Source organism: Streptomyces sp. NPDC004752, from assembly GCF_053601275.1.
Genome location: NZ_JBSGBN010000016.1, coordinates 30,457 through 53,888 on the forward strand (window position 1 = coordinate 30,457; position 23,432 = coordinate 53,888).

A 23,432-nucleotide genomic window follows, 5' to 3' on the forward strand; every position below is an offset into this window, starting at 1 on the left:
ATCACTCCGGCCCCGCCCCTTCGGCGTGGGCGGGGCCGGCCTCGTGCAGCGCGGACGACACGAACCGGTACCCCTCGTCCCGGCCGCCCCGCAGGAACGCCGGGAAGCCGAGCTTGGCGCGGATCCGGGCGACCTCGACCTCCACGGCCGGTTCGGCCCCCGGCAGCAGCAGGAAGTCCCAGACGCGCCGGGCCAGTTCGACCACGGTGTGCACCGTGTCCGGCTCCGCCACGAGGAGCGCGAGGACCTGGAACTCCTTGCGGCTCAGCCGCACCGTCCGGCCGTCCAGGGTGACACTGCGGGTGTCCGGGTGCAGCACGAGGCGGCCCGCGGGGCGATGTCCGTCGCTCATCACACCATCGTCGCAGGCCGCCACCGGGTCCCGGTCCGGTGCTGGCGGTGCTGGCGTTGCCGGTGGTGCCGACCATGCCTGTGAACGCCCGGCGTGCCGCGGGCCGCGGTGGGGTCCTAGGGTTTCGGCTTTCGGGTCGTGTCCGGACCCTGGGGCCAGGCGTCCGCGAGAAGTCGGTCCGTCGTGGCCCTGTCCGGGTATCCGCCTTGCGCACCGAGGTGGCCGCAGGCGTAGGTTGCCGAGGCCACCGCCGCCCGGAGCGCCGAGTGCGGGTCCGAGCCGGACAGGGAACGGGCGATGTAGACCCCGGCCAGGCAGTCGCCGGCACCGGTGGTGTCGACGATCCGGCCAGCGGGCGGCGGCGGCACGGTGATCTCGCCGGAACCGTACGTCAGCGCTGCCCCGCGTGACCCCCCGGTGCGTACCACCGACTTGAGACGGTGCCGCGCCGAGAAGCCCTGCACGTCGCCTATCTCCGCCGTGGCCCGCTCGTTGAGGAAGACGACCGCCGCCCCGTACAGGGCCGGGGCGAGAGCGTCCGTGCCGTGGGCGAGGGCGACGGGTTCCAGGTCAATCGACATCGGAATGCCGGCGGCCCGCGCCCGCTCCGCGAGCAGTGCCGCGCCTTCGGGGTCCAGGCAGGAGGTGTGGATCCAGTCCACTCCTGCCAGTTCGGCGTGGCGCACCCGCTCCGGCGGTGGGTACTGCGACACGGACGAGGTGTAGACGAGACGCTTCTCCCCGTCCTCGGCCAGGGTGCACACCGACAGCGCGGTCGTGCCCGGTGTGGTGGTGACCCCGGTGACGTCGACCCCGCGCGCCGCGAGGTGGCCGACGGCGTGGACGCCGAACACATCGTCCCCGACGACGGCCAGCAGCGCCGTGTCGATGCCCTGCCGGGTGCAGGCGACCGCCGAGTTGGCGGCCACCCCTCCGGCACTCACCAGGTTCTCGAACGCGTGCGTCTTCTGGTCCGGATCAGGAAAGCGGGGCACCCGCAGCGCCACATCGAAGGCTATGTCTCCGCAGAACAGGGCCGTCGCCATGATGCCGCTCCCCTCGTGGTGCCCTCGGCCGCCCGGGACTCGGGTAGCTACCCAGAGCCGCCGCCGGGCATACACCGTGGTCGGCCCTGCCCGGCCCTCCACCCACCCGGTCGCCGGGACCGGCACCCGGTGGTCAACCACCCTCGGTCCGTGGACGACAGAAGCAGCCGCCGGTGCCGTACCCCGATGACCGGGGCACAAGCCGCCGAAGGTGCCGCCGCGCGGACGACGCGACAAAGGGCCGCACCCCCGTCGCCGGGAATGCGGCCCTTGAGCGCCGGGCGCCGAACGCCGGGCCCTCGGCGCCGAGCGCCGGAGGGACCGTCGCTTGCTCCGGTCCGGCCGGCGGCTACTTGCGGATCAGGCTGCGCAGCACGTACTGAGACATGCTTCGATTGCCGTTCTTGACCCTATTCACCGCCGCCGTTTGACCTCACTCTCGACCAACCACACAAAACGCCTGGTCAGAGACGTGCCGAGGGATACAAATAGGCACTAACTCGCAGTTGGTGAAGCACCTCAGTTCACATGCTTTGGTTGCGGTACTTGAGATCGCCACCTCCCCTGAAATCCGACGTTGCGATCGACCCGGGGTCCGAGCCGAGCTTCCGCGCTTGGCACCGGCTTCGTCGGTCATGGGTGGGCATGGCAACGCTGCTGGGGGCAGGCGAAGACCAGTCGTCCTGAGCGAAACCGACGCGTTCGGCTGACGAGTCGAGAGCGGCTCGTACTTGAGGAAGGAGGCTGTCGGTGTGAGGTCTCAGGAGATGCTTAACCGTTTGTGCTCTGGACATGGTTGACACGTTCGGCTGAACGTCCGCTATCCCCCAACTGCCGGTGCGGCAGGGGTGCTTCCGTCGGAGTCGTGGATATACAGCAGTTGGCCGAGTACCGCTACCGGGCTGTCCGCGAAGTGCTCGGCGGGTCTCCGATCGGTGAGGTCGCGGCCCGGTACGGCACCTCGCGCCAGACCCTGCAAAGCTGGCGGCGGCGGTTCGAGCAGGAGGACATGCCCGGTCTGCTGTATCGCTCCCGCCGGCCGCGGAACAGTCCCACGCGCCTGTCCGCCGAGGTTGAGGGCCGAGATCTGCGAGCTGCGCCGCCGACATCCCCGGTGGGGTGCCCGCCGGATCTCCCACGAGCTGCCCGGCCGCGGGCTGGAGTCGGCGCCGTCGCGGGCCACGGTCGGGGCCCCCATCTGGAGCAGATCCACAGGGTTGTTCGGCACCAGCCACTGAGCCGCCCTACTCGGGGGAACGAAGGCCGACCGGTTGCGTGACGCGCCGCAGCGCATGCCACCATTGCGCCGCACCCTGGGGAGTGGGATGACGATATCCACTGTCACCCCACAAGGCCGGGGCCGGGGGTGGAGGGCACGGTTGGGCGAATTCCGGTCAGGATCAGCCCTGCCCGGTGGCGCGTAGTGCGACCGCGATGTGGCTGTGTCCGGGGATGGGCGACCCGCTGATCGCGGACAGCACCCTGGCACCCACCCGCGACCACAGCGCACTTTTCGGCCGCTGCCGCTGCCACTGCGCGCCGGGACGGTGTTCCCCAAACACAGCAACGTTTAAGCGGTTCTTCAGCGGGTACTGAGAGCCTTCTTCAGGCCGTCAGGCGGCCCTGGCTCGGTGGTTTCGCCTGTCGGCGCCGGACGGCTGCCCGGCCTTTCTGCCGCAGGGTCGTCTCCACCGCCTGAAGGAGCACACATTGGACGCGTCAGTTTCGGCCTCTCGCCGCACCCTGCTCAGACTCGGGGCCGTGGGCGCCGTGGGCGGTGCACTAGCCGCCGCCCCCCTGCCGGCGTTCGCGGCGTCCAGGTCCGGGGGCTGCCCGCTGCCGCGCACTCTCTCCGTCACCGCCCCGGGCGTGTACCCGGAGGGCGTCGCCTGGGATCCGCGGAGGAAGGCGTTCCTCGTCGGGTCGAGCGCGCAGGGCACGATCTCGGTGGTCAGGGCGGACGGTTCGGTGACTTTGCTGGTCGCCCCTTTCGCCCAAGTCTCGGTGCTCGGCATCACGGTGGACGCTGCCCGTAACCGGGTGCTGGCCGCCTACACCGACTACTTCTTCCGGCTGCTCGGCATGGTGGACCCCTCGCAGCCCCCGGTGTCCGGGGTCGGCTCCTTCGACCTGACCACCGGTGCCGTACAGCACCTGGTCGACCTGTCCGCCGGTCAGCCCGAGCCGCGCGCCAACGACGTCACCGTCGACGACAACGGCACCATCTACGTCACCGACACCGGGGTCGACACGGTCAGCGTGGTGAGCCGCGACGGCCAGGTGATCCAGGTGATCCAGGACGACCGCTTCGTCACCTCCGACACGGGACCGAACGGGATCGTCGCCCACCCCGCGGGCTTCCTCCTCATGGGCAAGTACGACGGCGGCCGGCTCTTCCGCATCGACCGTCCCCGGTCGGCGCGGCCGGTGGTCAGCGAGGTCCGGCTCGACCGCGCGCCGCTCTCCATCGACGGTCTCGCGCTGCGCAAGGACGGCTCGCTGGTCGCCGCGGCCAACGACCTGTCGCTGTCCGGTGGACGCACAGGCAGGGACGCGGTCGTGGTGCTGCGGTCCACCGACAACTGGCGTACCGCGCGCACGGTGCAGGACCAGACCTGGCCGATCGAGGACCCCACGACCATCGCCGTGACCCCGTACGGCGACTACGTGGTCAGCGGCGGGCTCCGGGAAATCCTGACCGGCGTCCCCTCCGCCACGCCGGGCCAGTTCCACCTGCGTCGCCGCTGACGGCGCCTCGACCGGAGTCCGCGTGCAAGGCTCTGCACGCGGTGCTCCGTACACACGGCTCTGTATCTACGGCACATACGGCTCTGCCCGCGGCGCTCGCCGCGTACGGCTCCGTACGCACCTCACCAGCTCAGACCCCCCGGGAGCCCCACCCATGTCACCCGTAGCCCACGACACCCCGCCGCCCGAAACGGCCCCGCCCCGCGGCCTGTTCAGCGCCCTCGCCCGGCTGACCGGCGCCCGGGCCCGGCTGCTGCTCGTCCTCACCGTGATCCTGCTGGCCGGGGCCGTCGTCCTGGGCAGCGGGGTGGCCGACCGACTGCGCAGCGGGGGCAGCGGCGGCGTCGTCGACCCCGCCTCAGAGTCCTCGTACGCCGCGGACATCCTGGAGCGGGAGTTCCCCGGCGCCCGCCCCAACCTCGTCCTGCTGGCGCGGGCCGGCAGCGGGGTCGACGAGGCCGACGTGGCACGTCAGGGACGGGAACTCGCCGCCCGCCTCGCCGACGAGAAGGGCGTCACCGGGGTCACCTCCTACTGGGACACCGGGGCACAGGCGTTGCGTTCCAAGGACGGCCGTGAGGCCCTCGTGGTGGCCCGGCTCACCGGGGACGAACTGGATGCCGAGCGCACGCTGAAGGAGCGGATCACCGGGCACTTCGACGGACGGCAGGGCGACCTCACCGTCCGGATCGGGGGCAGCATCGCCGTCCAGCACGAGCAGCAGACGCTCATCAGCGAGGACCTGCTGCGCGCCGAGGCCATCGCGCTGCCGATCACGCTGATCGTCCTCATGATCGTGTTCGGCAGCGCCGTCGCCGCCACGCTCCCGCTGGGCATCGGCATCATCGCGATCCTCGGCACCAACGCGGTGCTGCGCGTCCTGACGTCCTTCACCGACGTCTCCGTCTTCGCCACCAACCTCACCACCGCACTGGGCCTCGGCCTCGCCATCGACTACGCGCTGCTGATCGTGCGCCGCTACCGGGAGGAACTCGCGAACGGTCGGGACATGCCCGGCGCGCTCGCTGTCACCCTCAACACCGCAGGGCGGACTGTGCTGTTCTCGGCCGCCACGGTCGCCGTCTCGCTCGCCGCGATGCTGGTCTTCCCACTGTACTTCCTGCGCTCCCTCGCGTACGCGGGGATCAGCGTGGTGGTCCTGGCGGCCGTGGCGGCCCTGGTCGTGCTGCCCGCGCTGCTCGCCGTCCTGGGCCGCCGTATCGACGCGCTGGACATCCGCAAGCTGTTCCGGCGCCGCTCCCGCGAGCAGCGGCAGCCGACCGAGGCCGGGGCGGGCTGGGCCCGGCTGGCGGGGTGGGTGACGCGGCGCGCGCCCCTGGTGGCCACCGGCACCCTCGCCGTCCTGCTGCTGCTCGGCGCGCCCTTCCTGAACGTCGACTTCGGCACCGCCGACTACCGGCAGCTCCCCATGTCGGCCGATTCGCGAGTGGTGCAGCAGCACATCAATGACGGCTTTCAGGGCAACCCCACCGGAGTGATCGAGGTCGTCACCGAGCAGGCGGCCCCCGCTGAACTCGGCACCTACGCCGAGCGGTTGTCCCGGCTCCCCGGGGTACTGCGGGTGGACGCCCCGACGGGCCGTTACGCCGAGGGCAGAGCCGCCGGGATCGCGGAGCCCGGCCGCACATCCGGCGCCGTCTCGTACCTCACGGTGGTGTCCGGTGTGGAGGCCGTCTCCGACGAGGGCAAGGACCTGGTACGGGACGTACGGGCGGTGGACGCGGCGTTCCCCACCTACACCTCCGGTACGACCGCGGCCATGATCGACAGCCAGGCGGCCATCGGACGAGGCCTGCCGTGGGCCCTCGGCATCATCGTGCTCGCCACGCTGGTGCTGGTGTTCCTGCTCACTGGCAGCGTGCTGGTGCCCATCCAGGCGGTGCTGCTCAACGCGCTCAGCCTGACCGCGATGCTGGGGGCCGTGGTGTGGGTCTTCCAGGACGGGAACCTGTCGGGGCTGCTGGGCTTCACCTCAACCGGGAGCATCGAGACGGCGCTGCCTGTGCTGATGTTCTGCCTCGCCTTCGGGCTCTCCATGGACTACGGGGTCTTCCTGCTCTCCCGGATCAAGGAGGAACAGGAGCGCGTGCTCGACCACAAGGCCGCCGTGGTGGAGGGCATTCGCAGCACCGGGGGCGTCATCACCGCCGCCGCTCTTGTCCTCTCCGTCGTGATGGTGGCCATCGGCACGTCCCGGATCACCAACACGAAGATGCTCGGACTGGGGGTCGCCCTGGCGATCCTCATGGACGCGATGGTGATCCGCACACTGCTCGTGCCCGCGGTGCTGGCGCTCACCGGCCGGGCGACCTGGTGGGCACCCGGGCCGCTGCGCCGACTGCACGCGCGGTTCGGCATCAGCGAGAGCGGCTCGGAACGTCCCGTGCCCGCGGTCGGCGCGGTGGGCGGGAAGTCAGCCGACTGACGGCTGCGGCGAGGCGAGTTCGGAATGCGGGAGGACCCCCACAGGTCCTCCCGCACTTGCTTTGGCGGGGTGCACGCGTCCTGGCGGGGCGCAGCGGCTTTGGCACGGCGCAAGTCCTCGTTGTTAGCGTCCGGAGCGCCGCGTCAGGCGGACGCCGGAGCAACCCGGAGCACCCCTGAGCAAGGGGGGTCCGATGACAGCCACTCAACCGTTCGGGCCACGGTCGCGGTCGGTACGCCGCGTCGTGTTGAAAGAAGGGAACGACATGGCCTTCGACACGATCGTCGTCGACTACGGGGGCGTGCTGACGAACCCGCTCGTGGAGACCTTCGTCGCTTTCGCCGAACTGGCCGGGATCGACGCGGGCGACCTCGGCCAGGCGCTCCTGGCGTCGACCGAACGCCACGGGGAGATGCCGATGGCGGCACTGGAGACCGGCGCGATCACGGAGCGCCAGATGGTGGACCGGATCCTGGCCGAACTCCCCGAGGACGCGGGCCGCATCCTGGCGGACGGGCGGAGCTTCGGCGAGCTGTGGTTCCGTGGCCGGCGCCCCAATGAGCCGTTCCTGGAGTTCCTGCGCGGCCTGCGCGGCGACGGTTACCGGCTCGCCCTGCTCACCAACAACGTCCGCGAGTGGGAACCGCTGTGGCGCGCCCAGCTCCCCGTCGACGAACTCTTCGACGTCGTCGTGGACTCGCACCGGGAAGGCGTACGCAAGCCCGACCCGGCCATCTACCGGATCCTGCTCGAACGGCTCGGCACCACCCCGCAGCGCTGCTTGTTCGTCGACGACACGGAGGAGAACTGCGTGGCCGCGACGGAACTCGGCATCCGCTCGGTGCGGTTCGCCGACACCGACGGCGCCGTCCGCGAGATCTCCGCGTTGCTCGACCGCCCCCTGGCCATGGCCGCCGACGCCGCGCGAGGTGAGCTGAGATGACCGTTCCGGTTCTGGTCGTCGGCGCCGGGCCCACCGGGCTCACCGCCGCCGCCGTGTTGCGGGACCTCGGCGTGCCCTGCCGCGTCGTCGACCGACGTCCGGGTCCCGGCATCGCTCCCAAGGGGCTGGTGCTGTGGAGCGGCGCCCTGGAGTGCCTGCACCGCCTCGGCGTCGCCGAGAAGATCGCCGAGACGGCGCTGCCACTGACCGGGGCGTCGTACTGGTCAAACGGCCGGCGCCTCGCCGGGGCGCGTTTCGGCGGGCTGACGGGCACCGCCTTCCCCGGCCCCCTCTGCGTACCGCAGCCGGTGACCGAGCGGGCGCTGCACGCCCGGCTGACGGAACTCGGCGGCACCGTCGAGTGGGAGACCGAGGTCACGGCGGTCACCGTGAACCGTGGCGGACCCGCGGAATCAGCGACAGTGACGCTGCGCTCGGCCCGCGGCGAGGAGACCCTCACGGTGGCCTGGCTGATCGCCGCCGACGGCGCCCGCAGCATGGTACGTGACAGCGTCGGCATCCCCTTCGAGGGCCACACCTTCGACCGTATGTTCCTGATCGGGGACGGCCTGCTGGAGGGCGTGCCCGCCGAGGCCGAGGTGCAGCACCACGTCGCACCGGACGGCGTACTGGTCATCGTCCCCCAGCCCGACGGCCACCGCGTCTTCTTCGACATGGAGCCGGACGGGCAGACCGAACCGCCCTCCGAGGAGTTGCTGCAGCGGCTCCTCGACGAACGCGGCCCGGGTGGGCTGCGCCTGCACGGCACCTGGTGGGCCAGCCGTTTTTTTGTGCACGCCAAGGTCGCCCCCCGGTTCCGGGAGGGCCCCGTGCTGCTGGCGGGCGACGCGGTGCACGCCCACACCACCGCCGGCGGCCAGGGACTCAACACGGGTGTCCAGGACGGCTACGACGTGGGCTGGAAACTCGCGAGCGTCGTACGCGGCACTGATCCGGCGCTACTCGACAGCTTCGAGGCGGAACGCCGCCCGGCGTCCGTCAGGGCGGTCGCGAACGGTGATCAGCAGACCCGGATGTGGCTGCTGCGCAATCCGGCGGCGCGGCTCCTGCGGAACACGATGCTGCGGCTGCTGTCCGCCACCGGCCTGCTGGAGAAGAAGGCGATCCCCCTGCTCGCCCAGCTCGACCTGGACCACTCCGGGAGCCCGGCGGTGGCGGATCTCGACGGTGCCGCGTCCGTACCGCGCGCACTGCGGCTCGGCCGACGCGCCCCCGACCTGGCGCTCGCCCCGGTGCACGGCACTGAGGCGGAGTCGCTCCACGCCCACCTGTCGGCCGGCCGGCACACCGTGCTGGTTCACGGCGACCTGGCCGCCGGGGAACTCGCCGCACGAGCTGCGGCGATCGTGAGGGAGCGGGGTGCCCGGGACATCGTGCGGGTGCTGTGGATCCAGCCTGCCGACGCGGCTCCTGTCGATCTCCCGCCCCACGGCGCCGGGTTCGCCGTGGGGCGGGAGACGGGCGACACGCTGGGTGGAGCCGGTACCCCGTGGTGCGCGTACCTGCGGCCCGACGGGGTCGTCGCGGCGCGCTCGGGCGCGGCCGACCTCGATGCGCTCCTCTCCAGGCTCCCGTCCCGGCCGCCTCGCATCACCCCGGTACCCGCCGTAGGGCCTTGACGAGGTTCAGCACACCGCTCGTGCTATCTCCCCGGAAGGATCGACCCCGACCCATGACCATCCCCATGTCCGCGTCCCCGTCCCTTTCCACGCATGCGCCCACGCCGATCCCGGTGCCCGTACCCGCCTCCACCCCCGCGTCCGGGACGGCCCCCGTGCCACCCGGGAACGACCATGTGGAGCTGAGCTACGACGCGACCGTTCCACGCGCCCTGGTCCACAGAGCCTCGATTGCCGAGGTGTTCGTCACCGACTCGACCGAGACGGGCGAGGGCACCTTCGTCGTCGCCGCGCAGCTCCCGCGCGCCCATATGATCGGGGAGAGCTTCCCGCTGTACGACTTCAGCCTGATGGTCGAGGTGGTGCGTCAGGCCGGGGTCCTGATCGCCCACCGCCACCTGGACGTGAAACTGGGCTCCGCGTTCATCTTCCGGGACCTGACACTCCGTACCACCGCCTTCGAACCACTGCGCATCGGCTCGCGACCCGCCAACGCGCGGATCAACGTGAGCGCGCAGATCCGGCGCAACAAGGCCGGCCGCCTGCAGGGGTTCAGCTTCATCGGGGACATCGAGGTCGACGGACGGTTCGCGATGCGGGGAGAGGGCAGGCTGCTGATCCTGTCCAAGGCCGCCTACCAGGCCATGCGCAGCAGACGGCTGTCGCCCGACCATGCCAGCTTCCTGCTGCCGCGGTTCACGGCGGCCGAGCCCTCCCACGTGGGACGGCGAGACTCCCGGAACGTGTTCGTCACCGAGCCCGTCGCCGACGCGGGACGGTTCGGCTGCCAGTTGGTGGTGGACACCAGCCACCCGCACGTCTTCGACCATCCGCTGGACCATGTGCCGGGCCATCTACAGATGGAGGCCGCGCGTCAGCTGGCCGTCGCCGCCGTCGCCCGACTGCACGCCCTGGACCCCTACAGCCTGTCGGTCGCCTCCATCACCTCCGACTTCGCCGACTACGCGGAGCTCGACCGCATCACCAGGTTGCGAGCGGCCGTCGGCGGATTCCGCTGGGACGAAGACCTGTGCACCTTCACCACTCCCGTCGTGGTGGAGGCCGTGCAGGAGGACACCATCACCACGGCCATGCGGCTTGAGGTGGCACAGTGGGTCTGAATTACTCGGACGCCGGAAACTCGGGTGAGTGTCCGGGGCGGTTCTGGCCTGCGGCGATGCTGTCCGGCCGGTGTCTCGGGGTCGGGTAGATCGATCTTGTGCCCGTGATGTCGCGTTGTCTCTGTCCGAGGGCGGTGCTGGTCAGGGGTGCGCGTCGGCCGGCGGGACCGCGCGTTCCTCCTCCCGGTGCTCGGCGGGGGCAGGCGGGCTGGCCAGGTGGGGCAGGGCGAGGACGCGGGCGGAGGCCCGCGCGATCGTGCCGCCCACGGCCAGGTGGCAGGGAGCTTGAGCTTGACTCTGGCGGGGATCTTGGTTGCGCCGTGAGTCGCGGTGGTTCGAGTGGAGGTGGAAGACCATCACCTTTGGCCTGTCGGAGCAGGTCAGCGTAGCTGAGGGCAGCCTGATCCGGGTGGTGCCGGGGAGGGCGGGAGCGGCCCTGACAAAGCCGGAACGTACCAGCACTGCCAGATGGTGCGGGTCCGGCGAGCGAGACGAAGAGGAGTACGCGAGGAACCGGCGTTACTACGTCCTTCAATCCCGACACCGGCTCGAACCTGGCGGATCTGGGCCGGGCGGTTGCAAGTTCCAGCGTCCCGCGGCTGGTCGGGTTGTGACCGGTTGGGGTGCATAGCAGAGCAGGCACGGGCTTCGTGATCATTGTGGTGTCCAAGCCAGATGATCATGGCCCGGGCCTGCTGCTGCATCCTCTCCCCTCCCTGCCGTGCTGGTGAAACTGGGGCCGCTGAACACCGGCCGGATCGCCGACCTGCGCCCCGACTTCGACTCGGTGCCCGACCCGTGCTCCCGGCGGGGCCGGTGGTACTCACTCACAGCGATCCTGCTGGTGTGTGCCTGCGCGGTCGTCTCGGGAGCAAGGAGCATCGATGAACTCGCCGAGTGGGGTCAGCGTGCTTCGAACGCACTCCTGACCGTGATCGGGATCCGCCGCCATCTGCTCGGAGGGCGGCGGACTCCGGCGCCGGCCACGATCGGCCGTGTGCTGGGGGCTGTTGACGGTGACGCCCTGGACCGGGCGGTCGGCGCCTACCTGGCCGACGGCACCGCGCCGCCACCGAACCCGCCCAGGCACCGTCGCCCTCCGCGTCCGGGCGGTCGCGCGCGATCGCTGTCGACGGCAAAGCACTCAAGGGATCAGCCCGTCTTACCGCGACGCGCCGGCACCTGCTCTCCGCGGTCACGCACGGCACCGTCGTGACCCTCGCCCAGGTGGAGGTCGGCGCGAAGACGAACGAAACCGCACACTTCCGGCCGCTGCTGGCATCGCTGGACCTGACCGGCACCGTCGTCACCTTCGACGCCCTGCACTCGGTGAAAGCGAACATCTCCTGGCTGGTCGAGACCAAGAAGGCCCACTACATCGCCGTGATCAAGACCAGCCGGCCCACCGCCCACGCCCAACTCGCCGCCCTGCCGTGGCAGTCCATCGCAGTCCAGCACACCGCCTCCGGAACCGGACACGGACGCCGCGAGTCCCGCTCGGTCAAGACGTGTGGGATCGCCGGCGAACTCGGCGGAATCACCTTTCCCCATGCCCGCCCGGCCACCATCCACCGCCGCCGCAAGCAGACCGGCAAGCGCGAGACCCGGGAGAGTGTCTACGCCGTCACCAGCCTCGACGCCCACCAAGCCGGGCCCGCCGACCTGGCCGCCGCGATCCGCGGGCCCTGGGGAGTGGAGAACTCCTCGCACCACATCAGGGACGTCACCTTCGCCGAGGACACCTCCACCGTCCACGCCGGGACCGCACCACGGGCCATGGCGACCCTCCGCAACCTCGCCATCGACGTGCTGAAAACCCCCGGAGCCGACAACATCGCCAAGACCACCCGGGCGATCCGCGACGAGCCCCAACGCGCACTCCCCATCCTGGGCATCACCAACTATCCGGACAGCTACGGAACTTGATCAAGCCCTGTCGGCCACCCCGGACGAATTCGCCGCCCTGGTCGCCGACTACCTCCACCAGGCCTTCACCAAGGAGGGTTCCCCATGCCACAGCGGCAGTCCGGGCTGCGCGGCAACAACCGAGACGGTTGACCGTTCACCTATTTACGTGGCTCGCGGAGGGGACGGTGTCCTGGGGCCTCAGCCACAGCCCATGGGGACGATCGTCCGGCTCAAGCCCCATGGAGCCTTCCCCCGAGAGGTGACCGCCCTCCGCACGCCACCCCCTTACGGCCCCGGCTGGTCTCCCCCGCTACGCACCGCCCCGCGCCGGAGTCGGCTGGGGCGATGCCGCCGTCCACGGACGAACACGCGGGACGACCAGGGGAACGGTCTCGATGTCACCGACCGGCGGCGCCGCCCTCACGGCACGCCGTCGGCCCAGGTCCACAGGGCGAACAGGTCGAACAGGTGGCGGTCCGACAGGTACGTGGCCTGACTGTCCGACCGCGCCTTGGGGAGTTTCCGCCTGGTTCCCATGGCGTCAGCGGGTGCCCACGTCGTCGCCCTCGCGGGTGGGCCGACCCTCGGCACCGGCCCGGGGGGCCGCCTTGTCCGCGGTCGGGCCGCCGTTCCGCGCGGGCTCCGCCTCGCCCCCGACGGGCGCGGGCTCCCCGACCGAGCGCAGGGCGAGCAGCAGTACGGCCGCGCCCAAGAGCGCGACGAACATGATCCAGACCGCGCCGACATGCATGGCGTGCACGAACGCGTCGTCGGCGGCGCGCCCGAGCGCGGGCAGGTGGGTCGTGGTGGCGGCGTGCCGCGCCAGTTCGGCGGAGACCAGCGCCTGCTCCCGCACTGGTCCGGGAACACCGTCCAGCGAGGGTTCGATCGCGCGCCGGTACACGATCGACATGATCGTGCCGCCAACGGCGACACCGATCACACTGCCGGTCTGGCGCGCGGTGTTGGTGACGGCCGAGCCGGCACCGGCCCGCTCCAGCGGCAGCGTGCTGATCAGCGCCGCGGTCACGGGGCCGAGCACCATGCCGACGGACAGGCCCTGGACCAGCAGCACGATCTCGATCCAGACGAGGGGCGTGCCCAGTCCGAAGAGCCCGTACGCGCCGATGGTCAGCGCCGCGACGATCAGCGCCGGCACGGCGACGGGGCGCAGCGACCAGCGGTGTACCAGGCGGGCGCCGACGGGTGCGCCGACAATCGCGCCGAGCGCGGTCGGGAGGCTGGCCAGGCCTGCCTCGATCGGCGAGTAGCCGCGCGCGCCCTGCAGGTAGAAGGCGTTGTAGAAGGTGACCGCGGAAACGGCGAAGAGGAGCAGTCCGATCGCCACGTTGCCACCGCCGAACGCGCGCTGGGCGAGCAGCCGGGGATCGAAGCTCGGCATCTTGCTGCGCAGTTCGACGCGGACGAACACGGCCAGCAGGATCAGTCCGACGGCGATCGGCGCCCAGACGTCCGTTTGGCCCCAGGCCGCCACCTGGCCCGCGCGGATCAGTCCGTAGGCGAGCGCCGCGAGGCCGGTGATCGACAGCAGCATCCCGGCCGGGTCCAGCGGCCGCACCACGGAACTGCGGAAGTCCGGGACCAGCAGGACGATGCCGATCAGCGCCAGCACCACAACCGGGACATTGACCAGGAAGACCGAGCCCCACCAGAAGGAGTCGAGAAGTACCCCGGCAAGCACCGGGCCCGCGGCCAGGCCGACACCGGCGGAAATCGAGGAGATGGCGACCGCGGTCGACCGCGCCGGGCCGGTGAACGTCCACATGAGGATGGCCAGGTTGGCAGGCATGATCAGCGCGCTGCCGACGCCCATCACGGCCCTCGCGGCGATCAACTGGCCTGCGTCGCCCGAGTACGCCGCCCACACCGAGGATCCGGCGAAGACCACCAGGCCCGTCGCGAGCACGGCCCGGTGGCCGAAGCGATCGCCCAGCGCGCCTGCGGTGAACATCAAGGTGGCGAAGGCCAGCGTGTACGAGCCGGTGGCCCATTGGAGCTCTGCCGGGCTGGCATTCAGTCCACGGACCGGGTCCGCGAGGGTCTCCAAGGTCGTACTCAGGACGGTGTTGTCCAGCCATATCAGCAGTGAACACACCATGAGAACAACAAGAATCGACTGCTGTCTGAACTTAGGCAACGCAGACGTAGTCATGAATTACCTTCGGATGCGATCGGAAAATCCTGACGAGCGGACCGTAGGCAACCATCAGGCAGGTGTCAATTCCTTGGCCCCCTGCGCACAGTTGGCGATTTTCATGCGGTGTCGAGGGCATGCCGCCAAGCCCCCTGTCAATTCTGATACTGCTTGTTCGACCTCGCTCAAATTCCGTGCCCGGCACCTGAAACGGGGCAGGGGCGGACGCCGTCGGCCGTCTCCCTGCCCACGTCCCGCGCGGTGCGCGCGCACCGGCGGGAGGCGGCCGCTCCTGGCAGCCCGGCTGCCCGCCGACGCCCGGACCGAGGCCCCCCGGAAGCGGCAGGGTACCCAGACGGCTACACCGAGCGGGCGGCTCTTTCGACCTGCCGGTTCAGTAGGCCGAACGTTCTTTCCTGCGTATCTTCCGAATGGGAGGATCGGAATTCACCCGGGTCAGCGGATCGAAAGTCACTGGGGCGTGCGTGGAAAGGCGGGGGGATGACCCTGCTGAGCCAATGGTGGAGCGAGAGCGGCAGTTATGTCTCGGATGTTCTCTCGGTGTTCTCTCGGTGTTCCCAGTAGTCGGTGATCCAGTGGTCGAGACCGCGTCCCTCCACGAAGCAGCTGGCGAAACCGCATCGGGCACGAGCGGCTGTGCCCCGTGTCCGTAAGAAGGCGCAGGCCATGGTTGAAGGCGGTGGCCGCAAGGGTGAGCCAGACGGCGTTCGCGGTGAACTCGCCCGACGGCAGGTGGGCGAGTCTTCCAGGTCGGCGAAGACCTGCTCGACCTGGGCGTGTTCACGGTGTATCGGCTCGGCCTGGGCCAGGACGATGGGGCTGTGAGCGACGGCGACGACACGCAGCTGCAGCACATCGCCTAGCGGCGCTCGTTCGCCACACGCTCGCAAGGACAGAAGAACCCCGCACCTGGTACCAGGTGCGGGGTTCTTCGTCGTCGTAGGATGCGCAGCTCCGCTCCGGGAACAGATCGCGTGCGATCATGCTCGCAGGCGCGTCTTCCGCCCCGTCGTGCGCGAGCGCCCTGCCCCCGCGCACGAGATGCAGGGGCAGGGCGCTCGTTCACGTCAGGTCAAGAACCGACAAGTTGGCGAAGCACGTACTGCATGATGCCGCCGTTGCGGTAGTAGTCGGCCTCGCCGGGGGTGTCGATGCGGACGACCGCGTCGAACTCGACGCCCGTGTCGGTGGTGACCTTGACCGTGCGCGGCGTGCTGCCGTCGTTCAGCTCGGTCACGCCCGAGATGGCGAAGGTCTCCTCGCCGGTCAGGCCGAAGGACGCGGCGGACGTGCCCTCCGGGAACTGGAGCGGCAGCACGCCCATGCCGATGAGGTTGGAGCGGTGGATGCGCTCGTAGGACTCGGCGATGACGGCCTTGACGCCCAGCAGGGCCGTGCCCTTGGCCGCCCAGTCGCGGGACGAGCCGGAGCCGTACTCCTTGCCGGCCAGGACGACCAGCGGGATGCCGGCGGCCTGGTAGTTCCGCGAGGCGTCGTAGATGAAGGAGACCGGGGCGCCCCCTTCGCCTTCGGCGGCCCGGGTGAAGTCGCGGGTGTACCCGCCCTCGGTGCCCGGCGCGATCTGGTTGCGCAGTCGGATGTTGGCGAACGTACCGCGGATCATGACCTCGTGGTTGCCGCGGCGGGAGCCGTAGCTGTTGAAGTCACGGCGCTCCACACCGTGCTCGGTGAGGTACTGGCCGGCCGGGGTGTCGGCCTTGATGGCACCGGCCGGGGAGATGTGGTCGGTGGTGACCGAGTCGCCCAGCTTGGCCAGGACGCGGGCACCGGCGATGTCCTCGACCGGGGTCGGCTCCATGCCCATGCCCTCGAAGTACGGGGGCTTGCGGACGTACGTCGACTCGGCGTCCCACTCGAAGGTGTTGCCGGTCGGGATCGGCAGCGCCTGCCACTGGGCGTCGCCGGCGAAGACGTCCTCGTACGACTTGGCGAACATGTCCTCGCCGATGGCGTTGGCGACGACGTCGTTGACCTCGGCCTCGCTCGGCCAGATGTCCTTCAGGTGGACCGGGTTGCCGTCCTGGTCGGTGCCCAGGGCGTCGCGCGTGATGTCCACCTTCATGGAGCCCGCGATGGCGTACGCGACGACCAGCGGCGGGGAGGCCAGGTAGTTCATCTTGACGTCGGGGTTGATCCGGCCCTCGAAGTTACGGTTGCCGGACAGGACCGAGGTGACCGCGAGGTCGTGGTCGTTGACGGCCTTGGAGACCTCCTCCGGCAGCGGGCCGGAGTTGCCGATGCAGGTGGTGCAGCCGTAGCCGACGAGGTTGAAGCCGACCTTGTCCAGGTACGGGGTGAGGCCCGCCTTGTCGAAGTAGTCGGTGACGACCTTGGAGCCCGGGGCGAGGGTGGTCTTGACCCACGGCTTGCGGGTCAGGCCCTTCTCCACCGCCTTCTTGGCCACCAGGGCGGCGGCGACCATGACGTACGGGTTGGAGGTGTTGGTGCAGGAGGTGATGGCCGCGACCGTGACCGCACCGTGGTCGAGGGTGTAGGTGCTGCCGTCGGGGGCGGTGACCTGGACCGGGTTGGACGGGGCGCCGTTGGGGGCGACGGCCGGGGAGTCGGAGGCCGGGAAGGACTCCTTGCCCGCCTCGTCCACCACGTCCACGTAGTTGAGGACGTCCGACTTGAACTGCTGGGCGGCGTCGGCGAGGACGATACGGTCCTGCGGGCGCTTCGGGCCGGCGATCGACGGAACGACCGTCGACAGGTCCAGCTCCAGCTTCTCGGAGAAGTCGGGCTCGGCCTTCGGGTCCAGCCAGAGGCCCTGCTCCTTGGCGTACGCCTCGACGAGCGCGACCTGCTGCTGGCTGCGACCGGTCAGGCGCAGGTAGTTGAGGGTCTCGTCGTCGATCGGGAAGATCGCGGCAGTGGAGCCGAACTCCGGCGACATGTTGCCGATGGTGGCGCGGTTGGCGAGCGAGGTGGCGGCCACGCCCTCGCCGTAGAACTCGACGAACTTGCCGACGACGCCGTGCCGCCGCAGCATCTCGGTGATGGTCAGCACCAGGTCGGTGGCGGTGGTGCCGGGCCGCAGCTCACCGGTCAGCTTGAAGCCGACGACGCGCGGGATGAGCATGGAGACCGGCTGGCCGAGCATGGCGGCCTCGGCCTCGATGCCGCCGACGCCCCAGCCGAGCACGCCGAGGCCGTTGACCATCGTGGTGTGCGAGTCGGTGCCGACCAGGGTGTCCGGGTAGGCCCTGCCGTCGCGCACCATCACCACACGGGCCAGGTGCTCGATGTTCACCTGGTGGACGATGCCGGTGCCGGGCGGGACGACCTTGAACTCGTCGAACGCGGTCTGGCCCCAGCGCAGGAACTGGTAGCGCTCCTTGTTGCGGCCGTACTCCAGATCGACGTTCACCTTGAAGGCGTCCGTGGTGCCGAACTTGTCGGCGATGACGGAGTGGTCGATGACCAGTTCGGCCGGGGCCAGCGGGTTGATCTTGGCGGGGTCGCCGCCCAGTTCCTTCACGGCCTCGCGCATGGTGGCGAGGTCCACGACGCACGGGACGCCGGTGAAGTCCTGCATGATCACGCGGGCCGGGGTGAACTGGATCTCCTGCGACGGCTGGGCCTGGGAGTCCCAGGTGCCGAGGGCACGGATGTGGTCGGCGGTGATGTTCGCGCCGTCCTCGGTGCGGAGCAGGTTCTCCAGCAGGACCTTGAGGCTGTAGGGCAGGCGGGCCGAGCCCTCCACCTTGTCCAGCCGGAAGATCTCGTACGACTCGTCGCCCACCTGCAGCGTGCTGCGGGCGTCGAAGCTGTTCGCCGACACGACAGTCTCCTTCATTGATGTGCGCGTACCACCACGATCCTGCCGCCACGACAACTGGACCAGTCCACTAAGGCAAGCCTTAGTTAGGTGGCCCTTACCGGGTGGCGGCTGTGGTGCCCTTGGTGAGATATCTCGATGTCGAGATAACTCTAGTACATGGGGCCGCGATGGTCATGCCCGGATCGGATCCATCCGCCCGCGTCCGACGACACGACCGAGCGACGGCGACCCCACGCGCGAGCACAACCCCGACCGCGATCCGGACCGCGACACCGACCGTGAGCACGACCCCGACCGCGATCCGGACCGCGACACCGACCGTGAGCACGACCCCGCCCACGATCCCGACCGCGCTGCCGACCATGAGCGCAACCCCGAGCGCGACGCACCGAGACCGAGCCGCCGTTCGAGTCCGACACGAAGTCATGAAATAACAGGACATCTAACAATTCATCACCTCCGCCCGGCTACCCTGATCCCGCCACATCCGCCTTGCCGCCAGGGGACACTGACGTCCCATCACCTGCATGGACCCCATAGCGGGTCCATCTCATATCTGAGATAACCTCAACCTCATGGCAGACGACTACCTCGTACGCATCGGCAAGCTCATCCGTGACGCCCGGCAACACCGCGGCTGGACACAGGCACAGCTCGCGGAGGCACTCGGCACCAGCCAGAGCGCCGTCAACCGGATCGAACGCGGGAACCAGAACATCAGCCTTGAGATGATCGCCCGAATCGGCGAGGCCCTGGACAGCGAGATCGTGTCGCTGGGCTACGCGGGCCCCATGCATCTTCGGGTGGTCGGAGGCCGTCGCCTGTCCGGCGCCATCGACGTGAAGACCAGCAAGAACGCCTGTGTGGCCCTGCTGTGCGCCACGCTGCTGAACAAGGGGCGCACGGTGCTGCGCCGGGTCGCCCGCATCGAAGAGGTGTACCGCCTGCTGGAGGTGCTCAACTCCATCGGCGTCCGCACCCGCTGGATCAACGACGGGGTCGACCTGGAGATCGTGCCGCCGGCCGAGCTGGAGCTGGCGGCCATCGACGCGGAGGCCGCCGTCCGCACACGCTCCATCATCATGTTCCTCGGCCCGCTGCTGCACCGCATGGACGCCTTCAAACTGCCGTACGCGGGCGGCTGCGACCTCGGCACCCGCACCATCGAACCGCACATGATCGCGCTGCGCCGGTTCGGTCTGGAGGTCGCCGCCACCGAGGGGCAGTACCACGCCACGGTGGACCGGTCCGTGCGCCCCGCGCGCCCGATCGTGCTGACCGAACGCGGCGACACGGTCACCGAGAACGCGCTGCTCGCCGCCGCGCGCTACGACGGCGTCACCATGATCCGCAACGCCTCCTCCAACTACATGGTCCAGGACCTGTGCTTCTTCCTGGAGGCACTGGGCGTGCGGGTCGAGGGCATCGGCACCACCACGCTCACCGTGCACGGCGTGCCCACCATCGACGTCGACGTCGACTACTCGCCCTCCGAGGACCCGGTCGAGGCGATGAGTCTGCTGGCCGCCGCCGTGGTCACCGAGTCCGAGCTGACCGTGCGCCGGGTGCCGATCGAGTTCCTGGAGATCGAACTCGCGGTCCTGGAGGAGATGGGCCTCGACCACGACCGCACCGCCGAGTACGTCGCCGACAACGGACGTACCCGCCTGGTGGACCTGACCGTGCGGCCCTCCAAGCTGGAAGCGCCGATCGACAAGATCCATCCGATGCCGTTCCCCGGCCTGAACATCGACAACGTGCCCTTCTTCGCGGCCATCGCGGCGGTCGCCCAGGGCAAGTCGCTGATCCACGACTGGGTCTACGACAACCGCGCGATCTACCTGACCGACCTCAACCGCCTGGGCGGCCGACTGCAGTTGCTCGACCCGCACCGCGTCCTGGTCGAGGGCCCCACCCGCTGGCGCGCCGCCGAGATGATGTGCCCGCCCGCCCTGCGCCCCGCCGTGGTCGTCCTGCTGGCGATGATGGCCGCCGACGGCACATCGGTGCTGCGCAACGTGTACGTCATCAACCGCGGCTACGAGGACCTGGCCGAACGCCTCAACTCGATCGGCGCCCAGATCGAGATCTTCCGGGACATCTGAATCGCGCCTTCCAAGGTATGGCCGCATCTTGTCCGACCTGCACCGATGTGGGTCTGGACGGGGTGCGGCGGCATCTCTGGGACTTCAGGCCCGGGGCAGGAAGTGGGAGCACTCCCGCAGGGTGAAGCCTGGGTCGGAGCCCTGGAAGGCTCCCGCACCCGAGCGCCGTGTGTGCGGCCCTCCTCCAGCGGAGCGATCACGCCCGCCGGGGCCAGAGCGGGCTTTGACACGTAACTCCGGCTGCGGCGCGGCACGAGTGCGCCGTCACACCGCGGGCAGTCCGGATCCCGCGCAGCGCACATCCGCCGCCGGGACCGTCCCGTCGACGAGATACGCGGCCACGCTGTCGTCCACGCACGTGTTGCCCCGGCTGGCGAACACCCCGTGCGAGTAGTCGTCGTCGAGGGTGACCAGACGCGATCCGGGCAGCAGGCCGCGCAGTGCGCGGGCGCCCTCGATGGGGGTGACGGGGTCATGGGTGGAGGCGACCAGCAGAACGGGCGGGGCGTCGGGGCTGCCGAGCCGGGTGCGGTGGGCGGGGCGGTGGTGCCAGTAGGCGCAGGCGGAGGCTTCCATGCCGGTCAGCACCGGCTGCGCGTCGAGGCGACGGGTACGGCGGATGTCCCGCACGATCTCGTCGGCGCCCGGTCCGGGGCCGTCGGCGCACTTCACGATGCGGTTGGCGGCTTCGTAATTGCGTGAGTCGGGGCCCGCGAAGGCGGTGGTGGGGCGGAGGGCGTCGGGGCTGCCGTCGTTCAGGTAGGCGCGCAGGCCGTCGGCGAGAGGCGCCCAGCGTTCGGTGCGGCCCAGTGCCCGGTAGACGGCGCGGTCGAACTCCGCCGGGCCGAAGCCGGCCACCGGCCGGGCGGTGAGCCCTTCACGGACGCGGAGGTAGGCCCGGCGTACCGCCTGCGCGCTGCCGCCGAGGGCGAAGCGGTCCGGGTGGGCGGCGGTCCAGGCGAAGAAGGTGTCGCGCCGGCGCAGCAGCGCCAGGCTCTGGATGACGTCGAAGTCGTACCAGTTCCACGGGCCGACGACGCTGTCGAGGACCATGCGGCCGGTGCGGTGCGGGAAGCGTGCCGCGTAGGCCGCGCCGAGATAGGTGCCGTAGGAGACGCCGAGGAAGTTCGTCGCGGGTTCGCCGAGGGCCAGGCGTATCGCGTCCATGTCCCGGACGGTCTGCTCCGTCGACAGGTACGGCAGCACGGCGCCGGCACCCGCCGCGCAGTCGTCGGCCATGGCCCGCAGAGACGCCAGGTAGGTCCGTTCCGCCACCGGTCCCAGGGGCACGGGATCGGCACCGGGGCTGTCGAAGAGGCCGCCCATGGAGCCGCAGTCCGCGGGCGCGCTCTGCCCGACGCCGCGCGGGTCGAAGCCGATGACGTCATAGGCGCGCCGCACGCTCTCGGGGAGCCTGGCGCGCTTCGTGACCGCGTAGGGCAGGCCGGAGCCGCCCGGGCCGCCCGGGTTCACCAGGAGGACGCCGCGCCGCTCGGCGGGGGTACCGGAGGCAGGCACGCGCGAGACGGCCACCTCGATGCGCGGTCCCCGGGGGCGCTCCCAGTCGAGCGGGACGCTGATCCGTCCGCACTCGACACGGTCCGGGGCGGCGGGCGCCGGGACGGAGTCGGGGCAGGCGCCGAAGCGGAGGGCCGGGGCCCCGGCGTGGGCGGGGGTGGCGGGCAGGAGGGCCGCCGCGGCGGCGAGGGCGCACAGCAGGGCGCTGGGACGAAGCAAGGGTCTGTCTCCCGACGGGCTTCGATAAAGGGCTGGTAAGTGAAAATGATGATCGTTACTGTATGTGGGGTGCAACCCCCGGCTCCTCGCTCCCGAGGGCTCTCCGGGCTGACCTGGCACCTGAACCGATCGTGAGAAAAGGGGAGTTGTGGCTCATCTGCTGATGGTCGAGAGCTGGGTGGGGTCGATGAGCAGACTGCTGCCACGGGCGATCCGGGAGGGTGGGCACGAGTTCACCTTCCTCACTCGCGACCTGCACCACTACCTCCGCTCGGCGCCCGAGGGTGCGGCGCACCCGCTGCTGGGTGCCCGCAACGTGATCACCGCCGACACCAACGACGTCGACGCCCTGCTGACCGAGGTCGAGCGGCTGCACGCGGTGCTGCACTTCGACGGCGTGCTCACCTCCTGCGACTACTACCTGGCGACCGTGGCCCAAATCGCCGGGCGTCTGGGCCTGCCGGGCTCGTCCCCGGAGGCGGTCCAGAACGCCTGCCGCAAGGACGCCACCCGCCGGATCCTCGCCGACGCGGGGGTCCCCGGGCCGCGCTTCGCCCGCCACGGGGAATGGGCCGACATCGCACGGGCGGCGCGGGAGATCGGCTACCCGCTGGTCGTGAAGCCGGTCGACCTGTGTGCGGGCATGTATGTGCGGCGGGTGGACGACGAGGAGCAACTCGCCTCCGCCGTAAGGGCGCTGGCCGACTTCCCGGTCAACGCGCGCGGGCAGCGCCGGGAGCCCGCCGTCCTGCTGGAGGAGCTGATGGACGGCCCCGAGGTGAGCGTCGAGACGGTGTCGCACGCGGGCGCGGTCCATGTGGTGGGCGTGACCGACAAGAGCGTCGGCGGGGCGCCCGCGTTCATCGAGACGGGGCACATGTTCCCGGCCGCCCTGTCCGCCGCCGACACCGAGGCCGCCGAGCAGACCGCCCTCGCCGCACTCAAGGCCCTCGGCCTGACCGACGGGGTCGTGGCGCACACCGAGATCAAGTTGAGCTCCGCCGGACCGCGCGTGGTGGAGGTGAATCCGCGCCCCGCGGGAAACCGGATCACCGAGCTGGTCCGCCACGTCACCGGCATCGACCTCGCCGCGGCCTTCGTGGAGGTGTCCCTCGGCCGCGAGCCCGACCTGCGGGGCGGCGACACCGGGCTGCACAGCGCGGCGATCGGCTTCCTCATACCCGAGACCTCGGGCACCCTCGCCGCTCTGGAAGGCGCCGAACTCGGTGACGCGCCAGGGGTTTTGGAGGTACAACTCGCCGAGCCCGGCAGGCAGGTGAAGGCAGCGGGCAGCAACAACGAGTACCTCGGGCACGTCATGGCGGGCGATACCGAGGGGCCGGGCGCCCGCGCCCGGGTCGAGGCACTGCTCGATGAGCTGCGGTCCGCGCTGGTGATCCGGTGA

General features: G+C 70.5%; 15 protein-coding genes and 1 pseudogene. 10 read left to right on the plus strand and 6 right to left on the minus strand.

The features are described 5' to 3' along the window. Position 1: 1 nt before the first annotated feature. Positions 2 to 352: a winged helix-turn-helix domain-containing protein gene (locus tag ACWEKM_RS09400; RefSeq protein ID WP_451620558.1), complete on the minus strand. Its 351-nt coding sequence runs from the start codon at positions 350 to 352 to the stop codon at positions 2 to 4. Between the two features lie 116 nt (positions 353 to 468). Beyond that, positions 469 to 1,398, minus strand: a complete 930-nt coding sequence (locus ACWEKM_RS09405) for a carbohydrate kinase family protein (RefSeq protein WP_451620559.1) — start codon at positions 1,396 to 1,398, stop codon at positions 469 to 471. Between the two features lie 865 nt (positions 1,399 to 2,263). On the opposite strand from ACWEKM_RS09405, the pseudogene ACWEKM_RS09410 reads away from it, so the two are divergent. The 6 genes and pseudogenes from ACWEKM_RS09410 to ACWEKM_RS09435 all read left to right on the plus strand — a co-directional run. Continuing rightward, positions 2,264 to 2,585: pseudogene (locus ACWEKM_RS09410) on the plus strand (helix-turn-helix domain-containing protein); the annotation flags it as partial. Between the two features lie 523 nt (positions 2,586 to 3,108). Then, the gene (locus tag ACWEKM_RS09415) at positions 3,109 to 4,146 is read left to right on the plus strand and encodes an SMP-30/gluconolactonase/LRE family protein (protein ID WP_451620560.1); all 1,038 of its coding nucleotides are present in this window, start codon (positions 3,109 to 3,111) and stop codon (positions 4,144 to 4,146) included. A gap of 154 nt (positions 4,147 to 4,300) precedes the next feature. Beyond that, positions 4,301 to 6,592 carry an MMPL family transporter gene (locus ACWEKM_RS09420; protein WP_451620561.1) on the plus strand — a complete coding sequence of 764 codons (2,292 nt, stop codon included), beginning with the start codon at positions 4,301 to 4,303 and terminating at the stop codon, positions 6,590 to 6,592. Between the two features lie 265 nt (positions 6,593 to 6,857). Further along, positions 6,858 to 7,535: an HAD family hydrolase gene (locus ACWEKM_RS09425; RefSeq protein WP_451620562.1), complete on the plus strand. Its 678-nt coding sequence runs from the start codon at positions 6,858 to 6,860 to the stop codon at positions 7,533 to 7,535. Continuing rightward, complete coding sequence (locus ACWEKM_RS09430; protein ID WP_451620563.1) at positions 7,532 to 9,175, plus strand: FAD-dependent monooxygenase; 1,644 nt, start codon at positions 7,532 to 7,534, stop codon at positions 9,173 to 9,175. Before ACWEKM_RS09425 ends, ACWEKM_RS09430 begins: the two co-directional genes overlap by 4 nt. Positions 9,176 to 9,228: 53 nt before the next feature. Beyond that, positions 9,229 to 10,296 (plus strand): ScbA/BarX family gamma-butyrolactone biosynthesis protein, encoded by a 1,068-nt coding sequence (locus ACWEKM_RS09435; RefSeq protein WP_451620564.1) that lies wholly within the window; start codon positions 9,229 to 9,231, stop codon positions 10,294 to 10,296. Positions 10,297 to 10,437: 141 nt separating this feature from the next. Here ACWEKM_RS09435 and ACWEKM_RS09440 read toward each other — a convergent pair whose 3' ends face one another. Beyond that, positions 10,438 to 10,563: a hypothetical protein gene (locus ACWEKM_RS09440; protein ID WP_451620565.1), complete on the minus strand. Its 126-nt coding sequence runs from the start codon at positions 10,561 to 10,563 to the stop codon at positions 10,438 to 10,440. Positions 10,564 to 11,083: 520 nt separating this feature from the next. On the opposite strand from ACWEKM_RS09440, the gene ACWEKM_RS09445 reads away from it, so the two are divergent. Further along, entirely contained in the window at positions 11,084 to 11,512 is a 429-nt protein-coding gene (locus tag ACWEKM_RS09445; protein ID WP_451620617.1) for a transposase family protein, read from the plus strand. Further along, positions 11,419 to 12,222: an ISAs1 family transposase gene (locus tag ACWEKM_RS09450; RefSeq protein WP_451620618.1), complete on the plus strand. Its 804-nt coding sequence runs from the start codon at positions 11,419 to 11,421 to the stop codon at positions 12,220 to 12,222. Before ACWEKM_RS09445 ends, ACWEKM_RS09450 begins: the two co-directional genes overlap by 94 nt. 523 nt (positions 12,223 to 12,745) lie before the next feature. Here ACWEKM_RS09450 and ACWEKM_RS09455 read toward each other — a convergent pair. Both ACWEKM_RS09455 and acnA read right to left on the minus strand, forming a co-directional pair. Then, positions 12,746 to 14,362, minus strand: coding sequence for an MFS transporter (locus ACWEKM_RS09455; protein ID WP_451620566.1), 1,617 nt, complete (start codon positions 14,360 to 14,362; stop codon positions 12,746 to 12,748). Positions 14,363 to 15,452: 1,090 nt separating this feature from the next. Further along, positions 15,453 to 18,185 carry an aconitate hydratase AcnA gene (gene acnA, locus ACWEKM_RS09460; RefSeq protein WP_451620567.1) on the minus strand — a complete coding sequence of 911 codons (2,733 nt, stop codon included), beginning with the start codon at positions 18,183 to 18,185 and terminating at the stop codon, positions 15,453 to 15,455. A gap of 575 nt (positions 18,186 to 18,760) precedes the next feature. On the opposite strand from acnA, the gene ACWEKM_RS09465 reads away from it, so the two are divergent. Beyond that, positions 18,761 to 20,290: a helix-turn-helix domain-containing protein gene (locus ACWEKM_RS09465; protein ID WP_451620568.1), complete on the plus strand. Its 1,530-nt coding sequence runs from the start codon at positions 18,761 to 18,763 to the stop codon at positions 20,288 to 20,290. Between the two features lie 264 nt (positions 20,291 to 20,554). Here ACWEKM_RS09465 and ACWEKM_RS09470 read toward each other — a convergent pair whose 3' ends face one another. Then, positions 20,555 to 22,027 carry an alpha/beta fold hydrolase gene (locus ACWEKM_RS09470; protein WP_451620569.1) on the minus strand — a complete coding sequence of 491 codons (1,473 nt, stop codon included), beginning with the start codon at positions 22,025 to 22,027 and terminating at the stop codon, positions 20,555 to 20,557. A 148-nt stretch (positions 22,028 to 22,175) separates the two neighbouring features. Here ACWEKM_RS09470 and ACWEKM_RS09475 point away from each other — a divergent pair, with 148 nt between their 5' ends. Continuing rightward, the gene (locus ACWEKM_RS09475; protein WP_451620570.1) at positions 22,176 to 23,432 is read left to right on the plus strand and encodes an ATP-grasp domain-containing protein; all 1,257 of its coding nucleotides are present in this window, start codon (positions 22,176 to 22,178) and stop codon (positions 23,430 to 23,432) included.

Bases quoted from the DNA above. Each gene is read 5' to 3' on its own strand.
- ACWEKM_RS09400 (WP_451620558.1), bottom strand. From the start codon at position 352: ATGAGCGACGGACATCGCCCCGCGGGCCGCCTCGTGCTGCACCCGGAC.
- ACWEKM_RS09405 (WP_451620559.1), bottom strand. From the start codon at position 1,398: ATGGCGACGGCCCTGTTCTGCGGAGACATAGCCTTCGATGTGGCGCTG.
- ACWEKM_RS09420 (WP_451620561.1), top strand. From the start codon at position 4,301: ATGTCACCCGTAGCCCACGACACCCCGCCGCCCGAAACGGCCCCGCCC.
- ACWEKM_RS09425 (WP_451620562.1), top strand. From the start codon at position 6,858: ATGGCCTTCGACACGATCGTCGTCGACTACGGGGGCGTGCTGACGAAC.
- ACWEKM_RS09430 (WP_451620563.1), top strand. From the start codon at position 7,532: ATGACCGTTCCGGTTCTGGTCGTCGGCGCCGGGCCCACCGGGCTCACC.
- ACWEKM_RS09435 (WP_451620564.1), top strand. From the start codon at position 9,229: ATGACCATCCCCATGTCCGCGTCCCCGTCCCTTTCCACGCATGCGCCC.
- ACWEKM_RS09465 (WP_451620568.1), top strand. From the start codon at position 18,761: ATGGCAGACGACTACCTCGTACGCATCGGCAAGCTCATCCGTGACGCC.